Annotated in this window: 15 protein-coding genes; 2 read left to right on the top strand and 13 right to left on the bottom strand. The window is 46.1% G+C overall.

Going from position 1 to position 17,633, the window contains the following annotated elements:
- Positions 1-66 precede the first annotated feature (66 nt).
- The gene (gene speD / locus H2R00_RS00135; protein WP_020452545.1) at positions 67-453 is read right to left on the bottom strand and encodes an adenosylmethionine decarboxylase; all 387 of its coding nucleotides are present in this window, start codon (positions 451-453) and stop codon (positions 67-69) included.
- Between the two features lie 236 nt (positions 454-689).
- Positions 690-1,709 (bottom strand): glyceraldehyde-3-phosphate dehydrogenase, encoded by a 1,020-nt coding sequence (locus tag H2R00_RS00130; protein ID WP_182070241.1) that lies wholly within the window; start codon positions 1,707-1,709, stop codon positions 690-692.
- Positions 1,710-1,960: 251 nt separating this feature from the next.
- Between H2R00_RS00130 and H2R00_RS00125 the strand changes: the two genes are divergently transcribed.
- Positions 1,961-3,445: a pectate lyase family protein gene (locus H2R00_RS00125; protein WP_182070240.1), complete on the top strand. Its 1,485-nt coding sequence runs from the start codon at positions 1,961-1,963 to the stop codon at positions 3,443-3,445.
- Between the two features lie 26 nt (positions 3,446-3,471).
- Here H2R00_RS00125 and coaE read toward each other — a convergent pair whose 3' ends face one another.
- From coaE to H2R00_RS00075, 10 genes are all read right to left on the bottom strand, one after another.
- Positions 3,472-4,077: a dephospho-CoA kinase gene (gene coaE / locus H2R00_RS00120; protein WP_154999125.1), complete on the bottom strand. Its 606-nt coding sequence runs from the start codon at positions 4,075-4,077 to the stop codon at positions 3,472-3,474.
- Positions 4,078-4,094: 17 nt separating this feature from the next.
- Complete coding sequence (ytaF, locus tag H2R00_RS00115; RefSeq protein WP_025807578.1) at positions 4,095-4,727, bottom strand: sporulation membrane protein YtaF; 633 nt, start codon at positions 4,725-4,727, stop codon at positions 4,095-4,097.
- A 221-nt stretch (positions 4,728-4,948) separates the two neighbouring features.
- Positions 4,949-5,776 carry a DNA-formamidopyrimidine glycosylase gene (gene mutM, locus H2R00_RS00110; RefSeq protein WP_182070239.1) on the bottom strand — a complete coding sequence of 276 codons (828 nt, stop codon included), beginning with the start codon at positions 5,774-5,776 and terminating at the stop codon, positions 4,949-4,951.
- An 18-nt stretch (positions 5,777-5,794) separates the two neighbouring features.
- Positions 5,795-8,434: a DNA polymerase I gene (gene polA / locus H2R00_RS00105; RefSeq protein WP_154999123.1), complete on the bottom strand. Its 2,640-nt coding sequence runs from the start codon at positions 8,432-8,434 to the stop codon at positions 5,795-5,797.
- 254 nt (positions 8,435-8,688) lie between these two features.
- Positions 8,689-10,434 (bottom strand): two-component system histidine kinase PnpS, encoded by a 1,746-nt coding sequence (pnpS, locus tag H2R00_RS00100; protein WP_182070238.1) that lies wholly within the window; start codon positions 10,432-10,434, stop codon positions 8,689-8,691.
- Positions 10,427-11,149 carry a response regulator transcription factor gene (locus H2R00_RS00095; protein ID WP_154999321.1) on the bottom strand — a complete coding sequence of 241 codons (723 nt, stop codon included), beginning with the start codon at positions 11,147-11,149 and terminating at the stop codon, positions 10,427-10,429. The genes pnpS and H2R00_RS00095 overlap by 8 nt, the downstream gene beginning before the upstream one ends.
- A gap of 328 nt (positions 11,150-11,477) precedes the next feature.
- Entirely contained in the window at positions 11,478-12,416 is a 939-nt protein-coding gene (gene mdh, locus H2R00_RS00090; protein ID WP_154999322.1) for a malate dehydrogenase, read from the bottom strand.
- A gap of 48 nt (positions 12,417-12,464) precedes the next feature.
- Complete coding sequence (gene icd / locus H2R00_RS00085; RefSeq protein ID WP_023855485.1) at positions 12,465-13,736, bottom strand: NADP-dependent isocitrate dehydrogenase; 1,272 nt, start codon at positions 13,734-13,736, stop codon at positions 12,465-12,467.
- 166 nt (positions 13,737-13,902) lie between these two features.
- Positions 13,903-15,021, bottom strand: a complete 1,119-nt coding sequence (citZ, locus tag H2R00_RS00080; RefSeq protein WP_043926584.1) for a citrate synthase — start codon at positions 15,019-15,021, stop codon at positions 13,903-13,905.
- Positions 15,022-15,443: 422 nt separating this feature from the next.
- The gene (locus H2R00_RS00075; protein ID WP_003184322.1) at positions 15,444-15,908 is read right to left on the bottom strand and encodes a DUF441 domain-containing protein; all 465 of its coding nucleotides are present in this window, start codon (positions 15,906-15,908) and stop codon (positions 15,444-15,446) included.
- A gap of 101 nt (positions 15,909-16,009) precedes the next feature.
- On the opposite strand from H2R00_RS00075, the gene ytvI reads away from it, so the two are divergent.
- Positions 16,010-17,125, top strand: coding sequence for a sporulation integral membrane protein YtvI (gene ytvI / locus H2R00_RS00070; RefSeq protein WP_182070237.1), 1,116 nt, complete (start codon positions 16,010-16,012; stop codon positions 17,123-17,125).
- Between the two features lie 41 nt (positions 17,126-17,166).
- Here the strand turns inward: ytvI and H2R00_RS00065 are convergent, their stop codons facing one another.
- Positions 17,167-17,553: an FxsA family protein gene (locus tag H2R00_RS00065; RefSeq protein ID WP_020452559.1), complete on the bottom strand. Its 387-nt coding sequence runs from the start codon at positions 17,551-17,553 to the stop codon at positions 17,167-17,169.
- Between the last annotated feature and the right edge of the window lie 80 nt (positions 17,554-17,633).

Here is a 17,633-nt window from a genome sequence, read left to right as displayed (position 1 = left end):
GAGGAAAGAAAAAGGAGCGGATTTTAAAAGCGGTGTCCGCTTTTTCATCCAGCTCCTCTATCGGCATTAAAGTGCCTGTGCTTTGGCATTGGCCTGTTTCACCTGAACAGGTCCCATGCCTCTCGGTATTTCAATGTTCTCTCTTGTTTCCGCTCTTAACTCTTCTGCGATATAATCCGCAGCTACGTTCGGATCTAAATCTCCGCAAGTATAAACATCAATGCTGGCATATCCGTGTTCAGGAAAACTGTGAATGGTCAAGTGAGATTCAGAAATAATCACGACCCCGCTTACACCTTGAGGTGCAAACTTATGAAAGGCTACCTCACGTACCTCAGCACCTGACTTCAGTGCCGCATTTACAAACGTTTTTTCAATAAAATCCATGTCATTCAGCTTATCAAAATCGCATCCCCACAGTTCGGAGATAACGTGACGCCCCATTGTTTCCATAGCATGGACCCCCCTTAACAAGAATTAAAAAAGTGAATTTCCAAGCAACTGAACCGGTCAATTACCACGGGGGAAAGTTAGTCCGGAGAGGTCCTAACCCTTTAAGTAATGCCGAAGCGCTCACGAACTAGAAGTTCACGAAAAATAGTATACTTTGTTTGAATATTTTTTGCAAGGCGGTTTTATCATTTGATGGTTAAGGGGTATTTATTTTTTGATCCGTCCATGCTCTTATTTTATACAGTAGGGTGTTTCATTCTTGCAGCCGCGTATCTGATCAAATCGACAACCCTGCACGAATATCCCCATTCATTGTCATACCATGCGAGCACTTTCACCTTTCTGTTTTCAAGCACCATTGTTGAAAGGCTGTCGATCACCGCCGAGTATGGATTCGTATTAAAATCGGATGAGACGAGCGGTTCATCGCATACATCGATGATCCCGGACATAGAGCCTGCCGCTGCCATTCGGAACGCCTCATTAATATCCTCTGCCGTCACATCGCTTTTTAAATCAGCCACAAGGTCAACGAGTGACACATTTGAAACAGGAACGCGCAGGGCCAGGCCGTGCATTCTTCCTTTTAAATGGGGCATGACAAGTGACAGCGCTTTCGCGGCGCCTGTCGTTGTCGGAATGATCGAAGACCCGCAGGCGCGCGCCCTTCTCAAGTCTTTGTGCGGATTATCAATATTTTTTTGATCATTTGTAAAAGCGTGAACGGTTGTCACCAGCCCGTTTTCAATGCCAAATGCATCATCAAGCACTTTTGCGACAGGAGCGAGACAATTCGTCGTACAGGAAGCGTTTGAAATAATCGTATGACGCTCCGCATCAAATTCACGTTCGTTGACGCCCATCACGATTGTGATGTCTTCATTTTTGCCCGGCGCTGTCAAAATAACTTTTTTCGCGCCGGCTTCAATATGAGCTTCCGCTTTTTCCTTCGAGTTAAATTTCCCCGTCGCTTCTACGACGATGTCGATCCCATATTGTGCCCACGGAAGAAGCTTAGGGTCCCTCTGATTGGTCAGCATGACCTTTTTACCGTTAACGAACAGACAGTCGTCTCCAGCCTTTACATCAAGCTCATAACGGCCGTGATTTGTGTCATACTTTATTAAATGAGCGAGCGTTTCCGGAGGGTAGCTCGCATTGATCACTGCAATGTCAATCTGTTCATCAAGCATCGCTTTTCTAAACACCATTCTGCCGATTCGGCCGAATCCGTTTATCGCAACTTTCACTTTCATCAAATATACACCCCTTATTTTATGTCATTCCACATCATGATTTATTCAAAATAAGTATAACACATTATTTTTAATTAGCCATACCATTTGTTGCTTTTATAGCAAATTTACGCACTTATGTGAAATCGTGAACAAAAGACTAAAAAAAATCATCCCTAAAGCATATATTTCAAATACATCTTTAGTGCTACAATTTCCAACAGCGCTAAATTTTTACCGACAGAAGGCAGTGTCTTCAAGGAAGGACAACCATGAAACTCATCAAAAACACATCTTTTATCATTTCTTTTTTGGCTGCGGCCAGCATTTATTTTTTATTAGGTACAGTCGCTGCTTCTGCGGCAAACGAAGATTATCCGAAACAGATGATCAGGCTGGAAAGCTCATCAGGCTTAAACATCACACCCGCCGGGAATCAAGACAACGCACCGCTAACAACAAAACAGACGAGCGGGGAAAAAGAAGAAAGATGGAGGCTGGATACGTCTGACGGCAAACAATTCAAAATCAGAAATATGGATAGCGGTAAAATTATCATCCCTGCCCATTACGCACTGTCAGATCATAATCCGGCTGTGGTCTACTATGACAATTCTCGGAAGGAAGAGTTGTGGAACATCATCGGGGCTGACAAAGATGGAAACGGAGATTTTATCACGTATAAAATTGTCAGTGCACAAAACAACAGCCTTGCACTGACACTGGACGGCAGTGGAGTGAAGCTTGCCAAATACACGGGCAGCTCCCTCCAAAAGTGGAAGCTTCCAAGCGACGGGCTCGAAGGTTTCGCCGGCTATGCAAAGGAAACGAACGGCAAGCAGAAAACAGGCACAAGCGGCGGCCTGCTTGGAAAAGTCGTCTATGTTAACAATCTGGGCGAACTGAAGACCAATATTGAAGGTTCAACGCCCCGCACGATTGTTGTCTCCAGCAATATCGGCGCTTCAGCCAAAACGGTATTAACGGTTGGCGCCAATAAAACAATCATCGGCTCGTATGAAAAACATAAGCTGAACAACGTTTACTTTAAAACAAAAGCTGACTCTGGCAACGTTATTTTCAAAAACCTGGTCATTGCACATGATGCATCCATAAATGAAAACAATGACATCCCTGTTTATATTACCGATTCGAGAAACTACTGGATTGACCATGTCACATTCCAGGGCCACAGCTATTCGGCAAACGGCCACGATCTTGACAAGCTCTTATACGTCGGGGCTAAAGCCGATTACGTCACACTGTCTCACAGCACATTTACAGACCACAGGTACGGCCTGATTCTCGGCTGGCCCCAAGATGATAAGCAATACCACAGTATATATAATGGCTATCCGCGGATGACGATCAGCCACAATCGCTTTGAGAATCTTTACGTCAGGGCGCCCGGGTTGATGCGTTACGGCTATTTTCACGCGAAAAACAATTATATTAACAATTACCACCTCGGCTTCACGATTACGACATTGGCGAAAATATATTCTGAAGCCAATTACTTCGGCACGGGCAGCGAAAAAGGCATACTTGATGATTACGGAGACGGCTCGTTTAAAGATGTCGGGTCATATCCGGCGATAAAGGGGCAGAAATCGCCTGAGACAAGCTGGAGACCTTCATCCAACTACAGCTATCGGACGATGAAGGCCGGCAATGCCAAAGTATTTGCTGAACGGTATGCAGGTGCGCAGCGCACCGCTCTGTATTATGCAAATTACAGCCAGTTTAAAAATGACTAATAAAAAAAGTGAGCGCGACATTGCGCTCACTTTTCAGTATTTGACCATGTATCAAGCAGCTGATGAAGCTGCGCTTCTGTATCTTTCAGACTGCCGCTGTTATCGATGACCGCGTCTGCCCTTTTCTTCTTTTCGTCAAGAGAATGCTGGGCGTGAATTCTGTTCAGCGCCTCGTCTTCATTGAACCGGTTTCTTTTCATCAGCCGCTCAAGCTGAAGCTCCTTCGGCACCCAGACGACGATCACTTTATCTGTCAAATGTTCAAGCCCGCTTTCATATAAAAGCGGAATATCAAGAACAACAAACCGTTCACCGGCCCTTATGGCTTCGTCGCGCTGTTTGATCATCATTTTTCTCACTTCTGGATGGACGATCGCATTTAACTGCAGCCTCTTTTCTTCATTAGCAAAAACAATTTCTCCAAGTTTTCTCCGGTCGATATCGCCTGTTTCAAGCAGCACGCCTTGACCAAATGTCTCAGCGATTTTCTGATAAGCGGGCATCCCTTGTTCAACCGCCTCTTTTGCGATCACGTCCGCATCGACGACCGTGATGCCGCACTGCTGGAACATTTGCGCGACAGTACTCTTGCCGCTGGCAATCCCTCCGGTTAATCCGATGACCAATGTCAAAGGCCTGCACCTCCTTCTTACAGTTTCCAGATACCGATCATAATCAGCAATATACCGGGAAGGAAGGTCAGTTTATCCATCCAGTTCCATTTCGATAAAAATCGGCCTGCCTGTATTCCGCAAAATACGAACAATGAGCTCATGATACCTACCGTAATGCTCATCGGAACAGGGGAAAAGCCAAGCGCGGCCGCGCCGATCCCTGCGCCGAACGCGTCAATAGAGAGGGCGAAACCGAGAAGGAAAGCTTCTATACCGGTAATGATTCCTGATTTATCAATGTCGGCGCTTGTCGGTTTTCTTAAAATGTGTATCACGATCCCGAGCGATTTCAATTCAAGGTTAATGAGCGTTTTTTCAGAGAAGACGAGATCCTGTTCTTTCTCCGGCCTGAAAAACTGATACAGCACCCATGCGCCGATCCCCATTAATATGACGGCTCCGAGCCTTTCTGTTACGACAACGGGCAGGAATTTCGCCAAAAGGGTTCCGATCATCATGGCAATATACATCACGGCACCAGAGCAAAAAGCAATAATCAAAATCGCTTTAAATGGGATTTTCATCTTTCGCAATCCGTAAGTAAATCCGACTGAAAAACTGTCCAAGCTGACGGCGAATGCCAGCAGCAAGAAAGATGCAAACATCATATCAGGCTCTTCCTTTCTGTTGATGCGAGCGGTGTAAGTCATGCAGCCTAAAGGCAGCTTTCTAGGCTTCTTATATATATGAAAGAAGAAAACCATCCGTGTGTTGTTCACCTAAAAAAGAAACATCACACCTTAAAGCCTGCTTTTAACAGCTATTTGGAGCGTATGCACCGACAGCTTGAACCATGATACGGCTTGCTGTTGTCCCTTTTATGCGATTGTCATTTTTTTTGGCACTTTATGCAAAAATGAGTGCCCCTTCCGCCAACGACTGTTTTTTCAATTGGAGATCCGCACTTTTTACAAGGTTCATCTTTCCGGCCGTAAACGAAAAGTTTGAGCTGGAACATGCCGATTTCACCTTGTGAATTGATGTAAGATCTGACTGTGCTTCCCCCTGCTTCAACAGCTTCCTTTAACGTTTGAACGATCTCTTCATGGAGAAGAACCGTCTGTTTTTTTGTGAGCTTGTTCGCTGTTGTCTCGGGATGGATACCGGCTCTGAACAAAGCCTCGTCAACATAAATATTGCCCAGTCCGACCACTGTCCGCTGATCGAGCAGTGCGGTTTTCACCGAGCGGTTTGTTTTCTTTAAGCGCTCTCTTAAATAACCGGCTGTAAATTCGCCGCTGAAAGGCTCGGGCCCGAGCTGCCTGAGAGGCAGCTCCGTCAGTTCTTCTCCCGGTTTAAACAAATGCATCGTGCCGAACTTTCTGACATCCCGGTAGCGCAGCTCGCTTCCGTCCGTGAACCTGAAAATGACGTGCACATGTTTATCAAGTGGTTCATCGTTTTGATGAAGCCCATACTTTCCTTCCATTCTCAAATGGGAAACCATGACACAGTCATCAAGATGAAACAACAGGAATTTTCCCCTTCTTCCGATCGACTGAATCGTCTGACCGGCCAGGAGCCTTGCGAATTCCTCAGGCTCCGCCGGCCGTTTAATAATATTTGTCCATCTAACCTCAACCGCATCGATCGTTTTCCCTCTTACAAGTCCGGCAAGAGTGCGCCGGACCGTTTCGACTTCTGGTAATTCCGGCACATCATCACTTCCTTTTCTCTATTTTGCATCGTACCATGAAGGCCCTGAAGAGCAGTCCACTTTCAGCGGAACATCGAGCTCCAATGCGTGTTCCATTACTTCAGGAACCAGTTTTTCAAGCACTTTGATTTCGTCTTCAGGCGCTTCAAAAATCAATTCGTCATGAACCTGCAGCAGCAGTTTGGCCTGGAGATTTTTTTCTTTTAGCTTGTCCGCCATGTCGATCATCGCTTTTTTAATAATATCTGCGGCACTTCCCTGGATCGGCGTGTTCATTGCCGTCCGTTCGGCAAAGCTGCGCAGATTGAAATTCCGGCTCGTCAATTCAGGGATATACCGCCTCCGGCTTAAAAGAGTCGTTACATAGCCCCTCTGTTTCGCTTCTTGAACGGTCTCTTCCATATATTCTTTGACTCCCTGGAAGCTGTGGAAATAGCGCTCAATAAACGCGGCCGCTTCCTTTCTTGTAATTCCCAGGTTTTGCGACAAGCCGTAGTCGCTGATTCCGTAGACGATTCCGAAATTGACGGCTTTCGCCTGTCTTCTCATCGCAGGGGTGACTTCTTCTTCTGATACATGAAAAACATCCATCGCCGTTTTCGTGTGAACGTCCATATCGTTCGTGAACGCTTCAATCAAATTTTTATCCTTTGAAATATGGGCGAGAACCCTCAGTTCGATCTGGGAGTAATCCGCCGCAAATATGAGCCAGCCTTTTTGCGAAGGTACAAACGCCTGGCGGATCTTGCGGCCTTCCTCAAGGCGGATCGGTATATTTTGCAGATTCGGATCGGTTGAGCTGAGCCTTCCCGTCTGTGTTAAAGCTTGATTAAAGCGGGTATGCACTTTATGGCTGTCTTTTTTGATCACTTTTAAAAGCCCTTCAACGTATGTGGACTGGAGCTTGCCAATTTGTCTGTAGTGCAGGATATCTTCGATAATGACGTGTTTGTCGCGCAGCTTTTCCAGCACATCGGCTGAAGTCGAATAGCCCGTTTTTGTTTTTTTGACGGCAGGCAGCCCGAGCTTTTCAAACAAAATCACACCGAGCTGCTTTGGTGAATTGATGTTGAAGGTTTCACCTGCTGACTCGTGGATTTTTTTCTCGTATTCCGCTAATTTGGCGGACAGTTCTTCACCCATTTTTTTCAGTCTGTCGACATTGACTTGGACACCGATCGATTCCATTTCACCGAGAATGTGAGCGAGTGGCATTTCGAGCGCTTCAAACAGATCGAGCTGCTCGTTTTTCTCCAATTCATCAAGGAGCTTTTCGCGCAGCAGCGATATCGCCTTCGCTTTTCTGGCTAAATGGTCGGCAAGCTCCTTCTCATCCGGAACGGCCTGTTTCGCACCTTTTCCGTAGACCGCTTCATCTGCTGCAACGATGTGTAATTGATGTTCTTTCGCAACGCTTGCCACATCATCGTAGGAGTGTCCCGGATTGATGATATAGGCCGCAAGAAGAACGTCAAATTCTGCGCCTTTCAGTTCGATGCCCCGCCAGCGCAAAGCGACCGCCGCGCGTTTTGCATCAAACACCCATTTCTTTTTCGACTCATCTTCGGCCCATTCTTTAAAACGGTCCGACTGAACAGCCGCCTCTTCCGGAATGAAAAAAGCGCCATGTTCGTTGACGATCGAAAAACCGAGGATCGGCGCCTCGTGATAATTGTCGCCGAGCTGTTCAACAACGAGTGAAGCCGGTGACGCAAACAAGTCATCCGTGATGTCTGTTTTGATCTTGACGTTGATCTCTTCAAACTGTTCTTCTTCTTTTTCTCCCGGCTCTTCGCCAATCCTTTCGAGCAAAGAGTTAAAGCCAAGATCTTTAAAAAGCTTGACGACCGCTTCCCTGTCAAAACCTTCGTATCCGAGGGAATCGAGGGTGACTTCAAGCGGCGCTTCTGTCGTAATCGTCGCAAGCTCTTTGCTCATTAAAGCCTGTTCTTTAAATTCTTCAAGCTTCTCTTTCAGTTTTTTTCCGCTGACTTCCTCTATTGACGACAGCAGCTCCTCTACTGTATGGAACTGTTTCAAAAGCTTGATCGCCGTCTTTTCGCCGACGCCCGGCACGCCTGGAATATTGTCTGATGAGTCTCCCATCAGCCCTTTCATATCAATGATCTGTTCAGGGGTAAGTCCGTATTTTTCCCGGACATGTTCAGGCGTATAGTATTCGACATCTGTAATGCCCTTTTTTGTGATGGCGACCGTCGTTCCTTCTGTAGCCAGCTGTGTCAGATCCTTGTCGCCGGAAAAAATCTTCACTTCAAATCCGTCTTTTTCCGCTGATTTGGCAAGGGTGCCGATAATATCATCGGCCTCATAGTTTTCAAGCTCATACCTTGAGATTTGATAGGCGTCGAGGAGCTCGCGGATAAACGGCAGCTGCTCGGACAGCTCGGGCGGCGTTTTTTGTCTGCCGCCTTTATATTCTTTAAACGTTTTATGTCTGAATGTCGTTTTCCCCGCATCAAAAGCAACGAGCATGTGGGTCGGTTTTTCTTCTTCAAGCATCTTCATTAAAATCGTGGTAAATCCGTACACAGCGTTTGTATGTATCCCTTTTTCATTGCTGAGAAGAGGCAGAGCGAAAAACGCACGGTAAGCCAGGCTGTTTCCGTCAACCAATACTAATTTTTTTCTTTCAGTCATCTTTATCCTCCTAAGGAGCCGATTCGTCAGCTTCCATTCAACTTCGTGATCATATTTGCTTATTTTATTTTAGCAAAGTTCATTTTGAAAGGAAAATGAGAGTGATTTCGCAGAAAATAAAAAAAGGGACGCGTTGTTGATCGCGTCCGTCCATATGGCTCCTTGGATGAAGGGGTTCACTAATGATCCTATCAGCCAAGTTTTAACCATATATATAAAAGTTGTTAAGCCTTTGTAAAGTTTGCTAAAGGAAGCTACTCGGAGGCGCGTTTTAAGCGGACCGTGAATTCGGTGCCTTTTCCCCGCTCGCTTTCGACGTCGATTTCACCGTGGTGGGCTTCGACTAAATGCTTGACGATCGCAAGGCCGAGACCGGTTCCTCCTGAATTTCTGCTCCTGTCTTTATCGATCCGGTAGAACCGTTCGAATATCCTCGGGATTTCGGACCGCTTGATCCCGATACCCGTATCCTTCACTTTAACTTGCACTGCATCTTCCAGAACATCAGCCGAAATCGTCACGTTTCCATCTTCAGGCGTATATGTGAGCGCATTGTTGACCAAATTCAAAAAGATCTGCTTTAGTCTGTGCGGGTCTCCGGAAGCAACGGCCGGCTTATCCGGCTTTTCCAGGGTCAAGGTGATTCCTTTTTCCTCCGCTTTATTCTTCATAAGCATTTCAATTTCAGCGAGGATTTCACCAATATTGCAATTTTGAATATTCAGGGTGAAGTTTTGCTGTTCGATTTTCGACAGATCCAACAGGTCCTGGATCAAGGTTTGCAGACGGCTGCTCTCTTTTAAGATGATCGATAGAAACTGCAACAGCGTCTCCCGTTCATTCATCGCTCCGTCCAAAAGCGTTTCGGTGAACCCTTTAATTGACGTAATCGGCGTTTTCAGCTCGTGGGAGACATTTGCGACAAAGTCCTTCCTCATTTCTTCAAGCTGCTTTCTTTCCGTCATGTCATGGAAAACGAGAACAATGCCCTTCCACTCATCATTGATGCCGATAATCGGAACTCCGTCGACTTCAAAATACCTTCTTTCAATTTTGATCGGCAGTTTAAACATTTTACGGACCTTTGTTTCCGTCATAAAAATTTCTTCAATGAGATTAATGATCTCTTCGTGTTCGAGCACTTCATGATAGAAATGGTAAAGAAGCTGATCAGCTTCTACGTGAAATTGCTTTTGATAAGCGCGGTTCACAAGGTGAATATAACCCTTTCCGTCGATTAAGATCAGACCTGAATCGATATTTTCAATGACGGTTTGCAGACGGTCGCGCTGCATTTCCTGGGCTCTTGTCATATCCTGGAGATTCTGCGCCAGCATATTGATGGACTGGCTCAGCATCGTTTCATCTTCGTTGAATGTCCTTGCTTTATAGTTTCCTTTGGCAAGCTCAATCGCCACTTGTGTCGCAGACTCAATCGGATTCGTATATTGAGAGGTAATTCTCGCCCCAAGCCCGGCGATGATCAAAAAAGCCGTTCCAAGGCTCACGCCGAGGAGAATCCAGATCTTTTGATTGATGTCTTGCAGTGAATCGGCAGGAGTGCTGATCAGAATATATCCTTTCACATTCCCGTCTTCTTTCAGCGGCTGCACGTAACGGTAAACGGACTCGTTATCAGGGTTGATTCTGAAGCCTCCTCCTTCACCGTTTAAATCCGCTTCAAGCGCTTCTTTGATAACGGATTGATCTTCGGCGCGGCCCCCAAAATGAAAAAGAACCTGACCTTTTGTATCAACCAGCGATACATGACTGTCCAGTTCACGGCTTGCCTTCTCTAAAATGGCTCCTTGCTCCGAAGATTTCATGTTTTCACGATTTGCCAATGAAGCGATCAAAGCGGCCTCTTTTTCAATATGGCTGCTCAGTTTGGCATCGTAAGAGGAGTGAAACAAGTGAACGAGCAGAAAACCGAGTGAAGCAAATACGAGAATCAAAAGCGTCAGCAGGGCAGCTAAAAGCCGGGTCCGGAATTTAATCATTCAGTTTCGGCTCCTCCATTTTGTAGCCAAGACCTCTGATTGTTTTAATGTATTCCGGTTTTTTTGTATTTTTTTCAATCTTATCGCGAAGGTGGCTGATATGGACATCGACGATGCGCGTATCGCCTGCAAAGTCGTAGTTCCAGACAGCGTTGAGAAGAAGATCTCTCGTCAGCACCCTCCCTTTATGCCGTCCCAAATATAAAAGGAGTTCGAATTCCTTCGGCGTTAGCTCGAGGCGTTCGTTTTGAAAGTAAACCTCATAATGTTCAGGCAGTATTTTCAGTTCGCCTATGATCAGTTCGCCTGCATCCTGTTCTTCCGTTTCCTCCGGCTGAACGGACAGCGTCTGTGTTCTTCTTAAAATCGCTTTAACCCTTGCCGTCACCTCTCTCGGGCTGAACGGCTTCGTCATATAGTCATCGGCACCCAGCTCGAGACCGAGTACTTTATCAAATTCATCATCCTTTGCGGTCAGCATCAAAATCGGATACATCAGCTTCTTCTGTCTGAGTTCCTTGCATACTTCAATGCCGTCCATTTTAGGGAGCATCAGATCGAGCACGATCAGATCCGGCTTCTCTTCAATCGCCTTTAACAAGCCGGCTTCTCCGTCCATGGCGGTCACCACATGATAGCCCGACCGTTCAAGGTTATATTTTAGAAGGGTAACAATCGATTCCTCATCATCTACAACTAATATCTTTTTGCTCATGACATGCCTCCAGGCTTCAGATTTCCCCGACATCTCTTTCTCTATCTTTTGTTAAATAAACGTTTTCACTCCTATTTTAACGAAAGCCTATCCGTTCGACAATTTGATTTTTCAGTGTTTTGCCTAAAATCTCTCTTTTTCGGCCATAAGCCGCTGTTTTAAGCGATGGAATGCTTCCATCAAAAAGAATGAAAATGTCCGGGCAGATGATTATGATTAGGTATATGCTGACAGCCCGTGTTTATGTCTTGATTTTCATACGGTGTTATGTAAAAAGGTTCGCATTCAAAAACAGGAAGGCTTGTCTAAAGCCTCCCTGCCGTTTTCTTTATGATAATACTTTCATGACGTTTTTGACTGATTCAACGGATCGATCAAGCTGACTTTTTTCAGTTTCAGTCAGTTCAAGTTCAATGATCTGTTCGAGACCGTTTCCGCCGATAATCGTCGGAACGCCGAGATAAATGCCTTCATAGCCGTATTCGCCTTCAAGGTAGGCAATGGTCGGCAGCACGCGGCGCTGGTCTTTTAAGATCGCTTCAACCATTTCTGTCAGGGAAGCGGCCGGCGCATAATACGCGCTTCCGTTTCCTAACAGGTTGACAATTTCTCCCCCGCCTTTTCTCGTTCTTTCAACAATCGCATCGATCCGGTCTTTCGGAAGAAGCGTTTCAAGCGGAATGCCGCCTGCATAAGAGTAGCGAACGAGCGGAACCATGTCATCCCCGTGTCCGCCCAGTACAAAACCTGTAATGTCTTTGACGGAAAGGTTTAGCTCTTGAGCGACAAACGTTCTGAATCTCGCCGTATCCAAAATTCCTGACTGGCCGATGACCCGCTCTTTCGGGAAGCCCGATTCTTTATAGACAGCGTATGTCATCGCATCTACAGGGTTTGTCAGAACGATGATGATACAATCAGGTGAGTATTTAACAACTTCCTTTGTTACACTCCTCATGATCTTTTCATTTGTAGCCACGAGGTCGTCCCGGCTCATTCCCGGCTTTCTCGCGATCCCCGCCGTGATGACGACGATATCTGAACCAGCCGTATCTTCATAGTTTGCCGTTCCTGTAATATTCGCGTCAAATCCTTGGACAGGGCTCGCTTCCAGCATATCGAGCGCTTTCCCTTTTGTAGGGTTTTCAAGCTGCGGAATGTCGACTAGCACGACGTCAGCCAATTCTTTTTGAGCCGTTAAAAACGCAGTTGTTGCACCTGTAAAACCCGCTCCGATGACAGATACTTTATTTCGCTTCTTTCCCATTTTTTCTACCCCTTTTAATTGTTGTTTGTTTTACCCCAAAACAGCCGTTTAAGACATGTTTTTGATAAGCTCATCACCGAATTCAGAGCATTTGACTTCAGTCGCGCCGTCCATCAAACGAGCGAAATCGTATGTGACGACTTTGGATGCAATTGTTTTCTCCATTGATTTAATCACAAGGTCGGCAGCTTCATTCCAGCCCAAATGCTCAAGAAGCAGCACGCCGGATAGGATGACGGAAGACGGGTTTACTTTGTCAAGGCCGGCATATTTAGGAGCTGTACCATGTGTCGCCTCAAAGATGGCATGTCCTGTCTCATAGTTGATGTTTGCTCCAGGTGCGATGCCGATTCCGCCGACTTGGGCAGCAAGCGCATCTGAAATGTAGTCCCCGTTCAGGTTCATTGTCGCCACAACATCAAACTCGGCAGGGCGGGTCAGAATCTGCTGCAGGAAGATGTCAGCGATGCTGTCTTTGATGATGATTTTGCCGGCCGCTTCAGCTTCGCTTTGCGCTTTGTTTGCAGCGTCTTTGCCGTCTTTTTCAGCGATGCGGTCATATTCGGCCCATGTGAATACTTTATCGCCGAATTCTTTTTCAGCCACTTCATAGCCCCAGTTTTTAAAGGCGCCTTCCGTGAATTTCATGATGTTTCCTTTATGGACGAGCGTCACAGATTTGCGGCCGTGCTCGATTGCATACTCGATCGCAGCTCTGACAAGCCTTGATGTCCCTTCTTCAGAAACCGGCTTGATGCCGATGCCTGATGTTTCAGGGAAGCGGATCTTGTTAACGCCAAGCTCGTTCTTCAGGAATGAAATCAGCTTTTGAACTTCTTCAGAGCCTTTCGCGTACTCGATACCGGCGTAGATATCTTCAGTATTTTCGCGGAAGATAACCATATCCGTATCTTCAGGGCGCTTAACCGGTGAAGGAACGCCTGTGAAATAGCGGACAGGACGCAGGCATGTAAACAAGTCAAGCTCTTGTCTGAGCGCTACGTTTAATGAGCGGATTCCGCCGCCTACAGGAGTTGTTAAAGGACCTTTAATCGCGATCAGGTATTCGCGGATCGTATCAAGCGTTTCTTCAGGAAGCCATTCGCCTGTTTTGTTGTACGCTTTTTCCCCGGCGTAGACCTCTTTCCAAGTGATTTCCTTTTCGCCGTTATACGCTTTCTCCACAGCCGCTTCAAGAACCCTGGAAGCTGCTCTCCAAATATCAGGACCTGTTCCGTCCCCTTCAATAAACGGGATAACCGGGTTGTTTGGAACGTTTAATACTCCGCCGGAGACTGTAATTTTTTCGCCTTGTGCCACAATAAAACCTCCCATAATATGTAATTCTTCAATATAGAAAAACATTTGTTTCCCCCTTTGGCGGGGGACAAACATGTTTTTTCATAGATTCATTAATTCATTGTTTCCTTAGAAAAGTCGTTAAGAGGCCGGCCGAACGAAGCTTGAGCAGCCTCTTTTCAAACTGTCAGCTTCTTTCTTCAATCGGAATGAACGTCTGCATGTCAGGGCCGGTGTAGTCAGCCCGCGGACGAATCAGGCGGTTATTTTCATACTGTTCAAGAATGTGAGCGAGCCAGCCTGATACCCTGCTGATCGCAAAAATCGGTGTAAACAGATCATGGTCGATTCCTAAGCTATGATAAACCGACGCAGAATAAAAGTCTACGTTTGGCGGCAGCTTTTTCTGAGACGTGACGATTTCCTCAGTCCGCTCTGAAATCTCATACCATTTGCTTTCACCCGTTAAATTCGTCAAACGTCTGCTCATTTCCTTCAAATGTTTTGCGCGGGGATCGCCCTGGCGGTATACGCGGTGGCCGAATCCCATGATCTTTTCTTTCTTTTCAAGCTTGGCGTGAATATATGAATCTACGTTTTCGACCTCGCCAATCTCTGAAAGCATTTTCATAACTGCTTCGTTTGCTCCGCCGTGAAGCGGACCTTTCAAGGCCCCGATTGCGGCCGTTATCCCTGAGTAGACGTCTGAAAGCGTCGCGACGCATACTCTGGCTGTGAACGTAGATGCGTTCAGCTCATGATCCGCATGCAGAATCAAAGCTTTGTCAAACGCTTCCACTTCAACAGGTGAAGGTTCTTTTCCATTCAGCATGTAGAGAAAGTTGGCGGCAAAACCGAGTTCCGGATTCGGCTCAATCGGCTCGAGCCCTTTGCGGATTCTTGAAAAAGCAGCGACAAGCGCAGGCATCTTCGCTTGGAGACGCACCGCTTTTCTGTAGTTTGCTTCCGCATCCATTTGATCTGCTTCTTCGTCAAACAGCCCGAGTAAAGAAACGGCTGTCCGAAGAGCTGCCATCGGGTGGACTTTTCCATTCGAGTAGGATTTGAAATGGTCAATGACTTCTGTGGGGATACCGGCATTTTCAGAAAGCTGTTTTTTAAGCTCGGCAAGCTCCTCTTTGTTCGGCAGCTTTAAATGCCAAAGCAGATAAACAACTTCTTCAAAGCTAGCTTTTTCTGTCAAATCATCGATGTTATACCCTACATATGTAAGAGTATCATCAATAATTGAACTTACTGATGATGTAGTGGCGACTACCCCTTCAAGGCCGCGTGTTGCTGTCATACTCATCTCTCCCTTTTTTAAAAATTTCCCCTTTTAAAATTAAACCAAAACCCAGGAGTAAAAACAACGCATGATGTATACATCTTCTTTAATCCAAAAAGAAAATGCTTACATTAAATCGTTTTTCGAATAAAACAATCGTGCGTTTCTATATACCGTTCGATACTCCGATATGCTCAATAAAGATTAAGCATATTTATATTATAAACAATTATCAGACATTTGTTAAATGTTTAACTATAGTTTTTTTTACTTATTTTTTGCACCAGCTGACTTCTATTTACAGATTTTTAGTAGTTTTAACTGCGTTATTTATATTCAATTATGTTTTTTTAAAAAAATACGGGGCTGAAATTTTTTTAGTTACGAAAGTTTTTTTAAAAGTAAAAAGCCCCCTGAAACAGGGGGGACTGCGCACATTTCTAAGATGTGAAATGCTGGACGGCTTGCATGACGAGATAGGCGATCCCGGCACCGATGAGCGGGCCGACGGCAACACCTTTGAATAAAGCGACCGCTAAAATCGTTCCAAATACAAGAGCGGTCGTGATATGGGGGTCTTCCGCAAGCAATGTGATCCCGTTTTTGGCGATCAATGCTACGAGAATGCCCGCCCCGAGTGCGATCCATGCGTAATATGATTTCATCGCTTCGCCAAGCTGTTTAAAGCCGATCTCTCCTGTCGCAATCGGCACAAGGACCGCTATTGTAATGACGGTAACGCCCCAGTTGATCCCTTTGGATTGGATGGCCGGAAACAGCTTTTGATCGAGTCCGATCAGCTTGATTAAAAGCAGTACCGATACGGCGATGATCAGCGACTGATTTTTAGCGATTAAAGCGATGGCCAAAAGCAGGATCAAAAATAAATTAGCTTGAGTAAACATGCTGTATTCAACTCCATTTTTTTATGACCTTTCTCATAATAACAGGACTCAAGAATAAAATGAAATAAGGACATGCTTTCTAATATCAGGAGGATGCACAATTGAACCAATCCTATCTCACAGCTGCGCTTCGGGCAGTGTATGTGCTGTTTTTGGCCGCTGCTTGCGGAGCGGTCGGCTACTACTCTTTTCCGTTAACCTATCCTTTTGTGATTGCGCTTATTCTCGCCATCATGATCAACCCTTTTGTGGAATGGCTCGATAAGCGGACCGGTCTCCCGAGAGGCGTCAATGTCGGCATCGTGCTGTGCGGCTTTTTGACCGCCGGCGCTGGTTTTTTGACACTGGTCGTTGCCGAGATCGTCTCTGGAACGGCTTATTTGGCTAAAATACTCCCCGTCCAGTTTAATAAAGCCGCTCTCTATATCGAATCGTTTTTTACGAATCAGATCATGCCGCTGTATAATCAGCTGGCCGCTTTTTTTGACGGGCTGGAAGCCGCCCAGCAGGAATCGATCATTACACAAGTCCAAAATTTGGGCAGTGAACTCGCTTCAGGCACCGCTTTGTTTCTTTCAAAAATTCTTGAGATGGTGCCCCTTTTTTTCGCCTTTCTGCCGAATATGGCGGCCGTGCTGATCTTTTCGCTCCTGGCCACTTTTTTTATCAGCAAAGATCTGCATAAAATCCAAAACAAGGCGCGGTCTGTTCTTCCTGATCGGCTGATCTCGGGTACAGCGGCTGTCTATGCGGAATTGAAAAGAGCGCTGGCAGGCTTTGTGAAGGCCCAGCTTACCTTAGTGGCGATGACGATGGTGCTCGTGTTGATCGGGCTTTCCGTGTTAAAGGTCAATCATGCTGTGGCGATCGCTTTTCTGATCGGGCTGGTCGACCTGCTGCCGTATTTGGGAACAGGGTCCGTATTTGTGCCGTGGATTGTCTATCTAGCAGCTTCCAAGCAGCTGCCGCTCGCGATCGGCCTCGGAATCTTGTACATCGTCGTGCTCGTCTTCAGACAGCTTGCCGAACCGAAGATTTTGAGCCGGTCAATCGGACTTCACCCTTTGGGAACATTGATCGCGCTGTTTGCCGGTTTCAAATTGTTTGGCTTTCTCGGATTGATCATGGGCCCCGCCCTTCTCGTTCTCATTCAGGCTCTCTTTACAACAGGTATTTTTAAAGACATATGGCTGTTTATTAAAGGAAATGAAAAATAAGCGGCAGCCTGTTTTTTCCATGCGGGCTGCCGCTTATCGGGTTATTTGATGATGTTGATCCGCCTGCCTTCAGACATCCTCTTCAGCTTGCGGGATATGAACGGTTTGAAACGGCTGCGGGTTGCCGGCAGCAGCAGTAGTAAACCGATGATATCCGATAAAAAACCGGGCAGCAAAAGCAGCATGCCGCCTATGAAAATACAAAGCCCGTCCAAAATCGCATCCCCAGGCATCTTTCCGTACTGAAGATCGCGCTGAACTTTGTAGTAGACTTCGATTCCTTGTTTTTTGGCGAGAGCGGCCCCGAGAAATCCCGTCAAAATGATCAGCAAAACGGTCGGCAGCACACCGATCCAATTAGCGGACAAGAGGAACAGACCGATTTCACTCGCTGGAAAAATGACGAGAAATAATAAGAAAAACTTCATTGTCTTCACCTCATAATTCTAAAATGGAAGCGAACGGCCGCCCTATTTTGCTTGTGCCGCCTGCAAAAAAAGAAGGGAAA

Origin of the sequence: Bacillus haynesii, from assembly GCF_014042035.1 — a bacterium.
GTDB lineage: Bacteria > Bacillota > Bacilli > Bacillales > Bacillaceae > Bacillus > Bacillus haynesii.
This window is presented reverse-complemented; position numbering and strand designations above follow the sequence as displayed.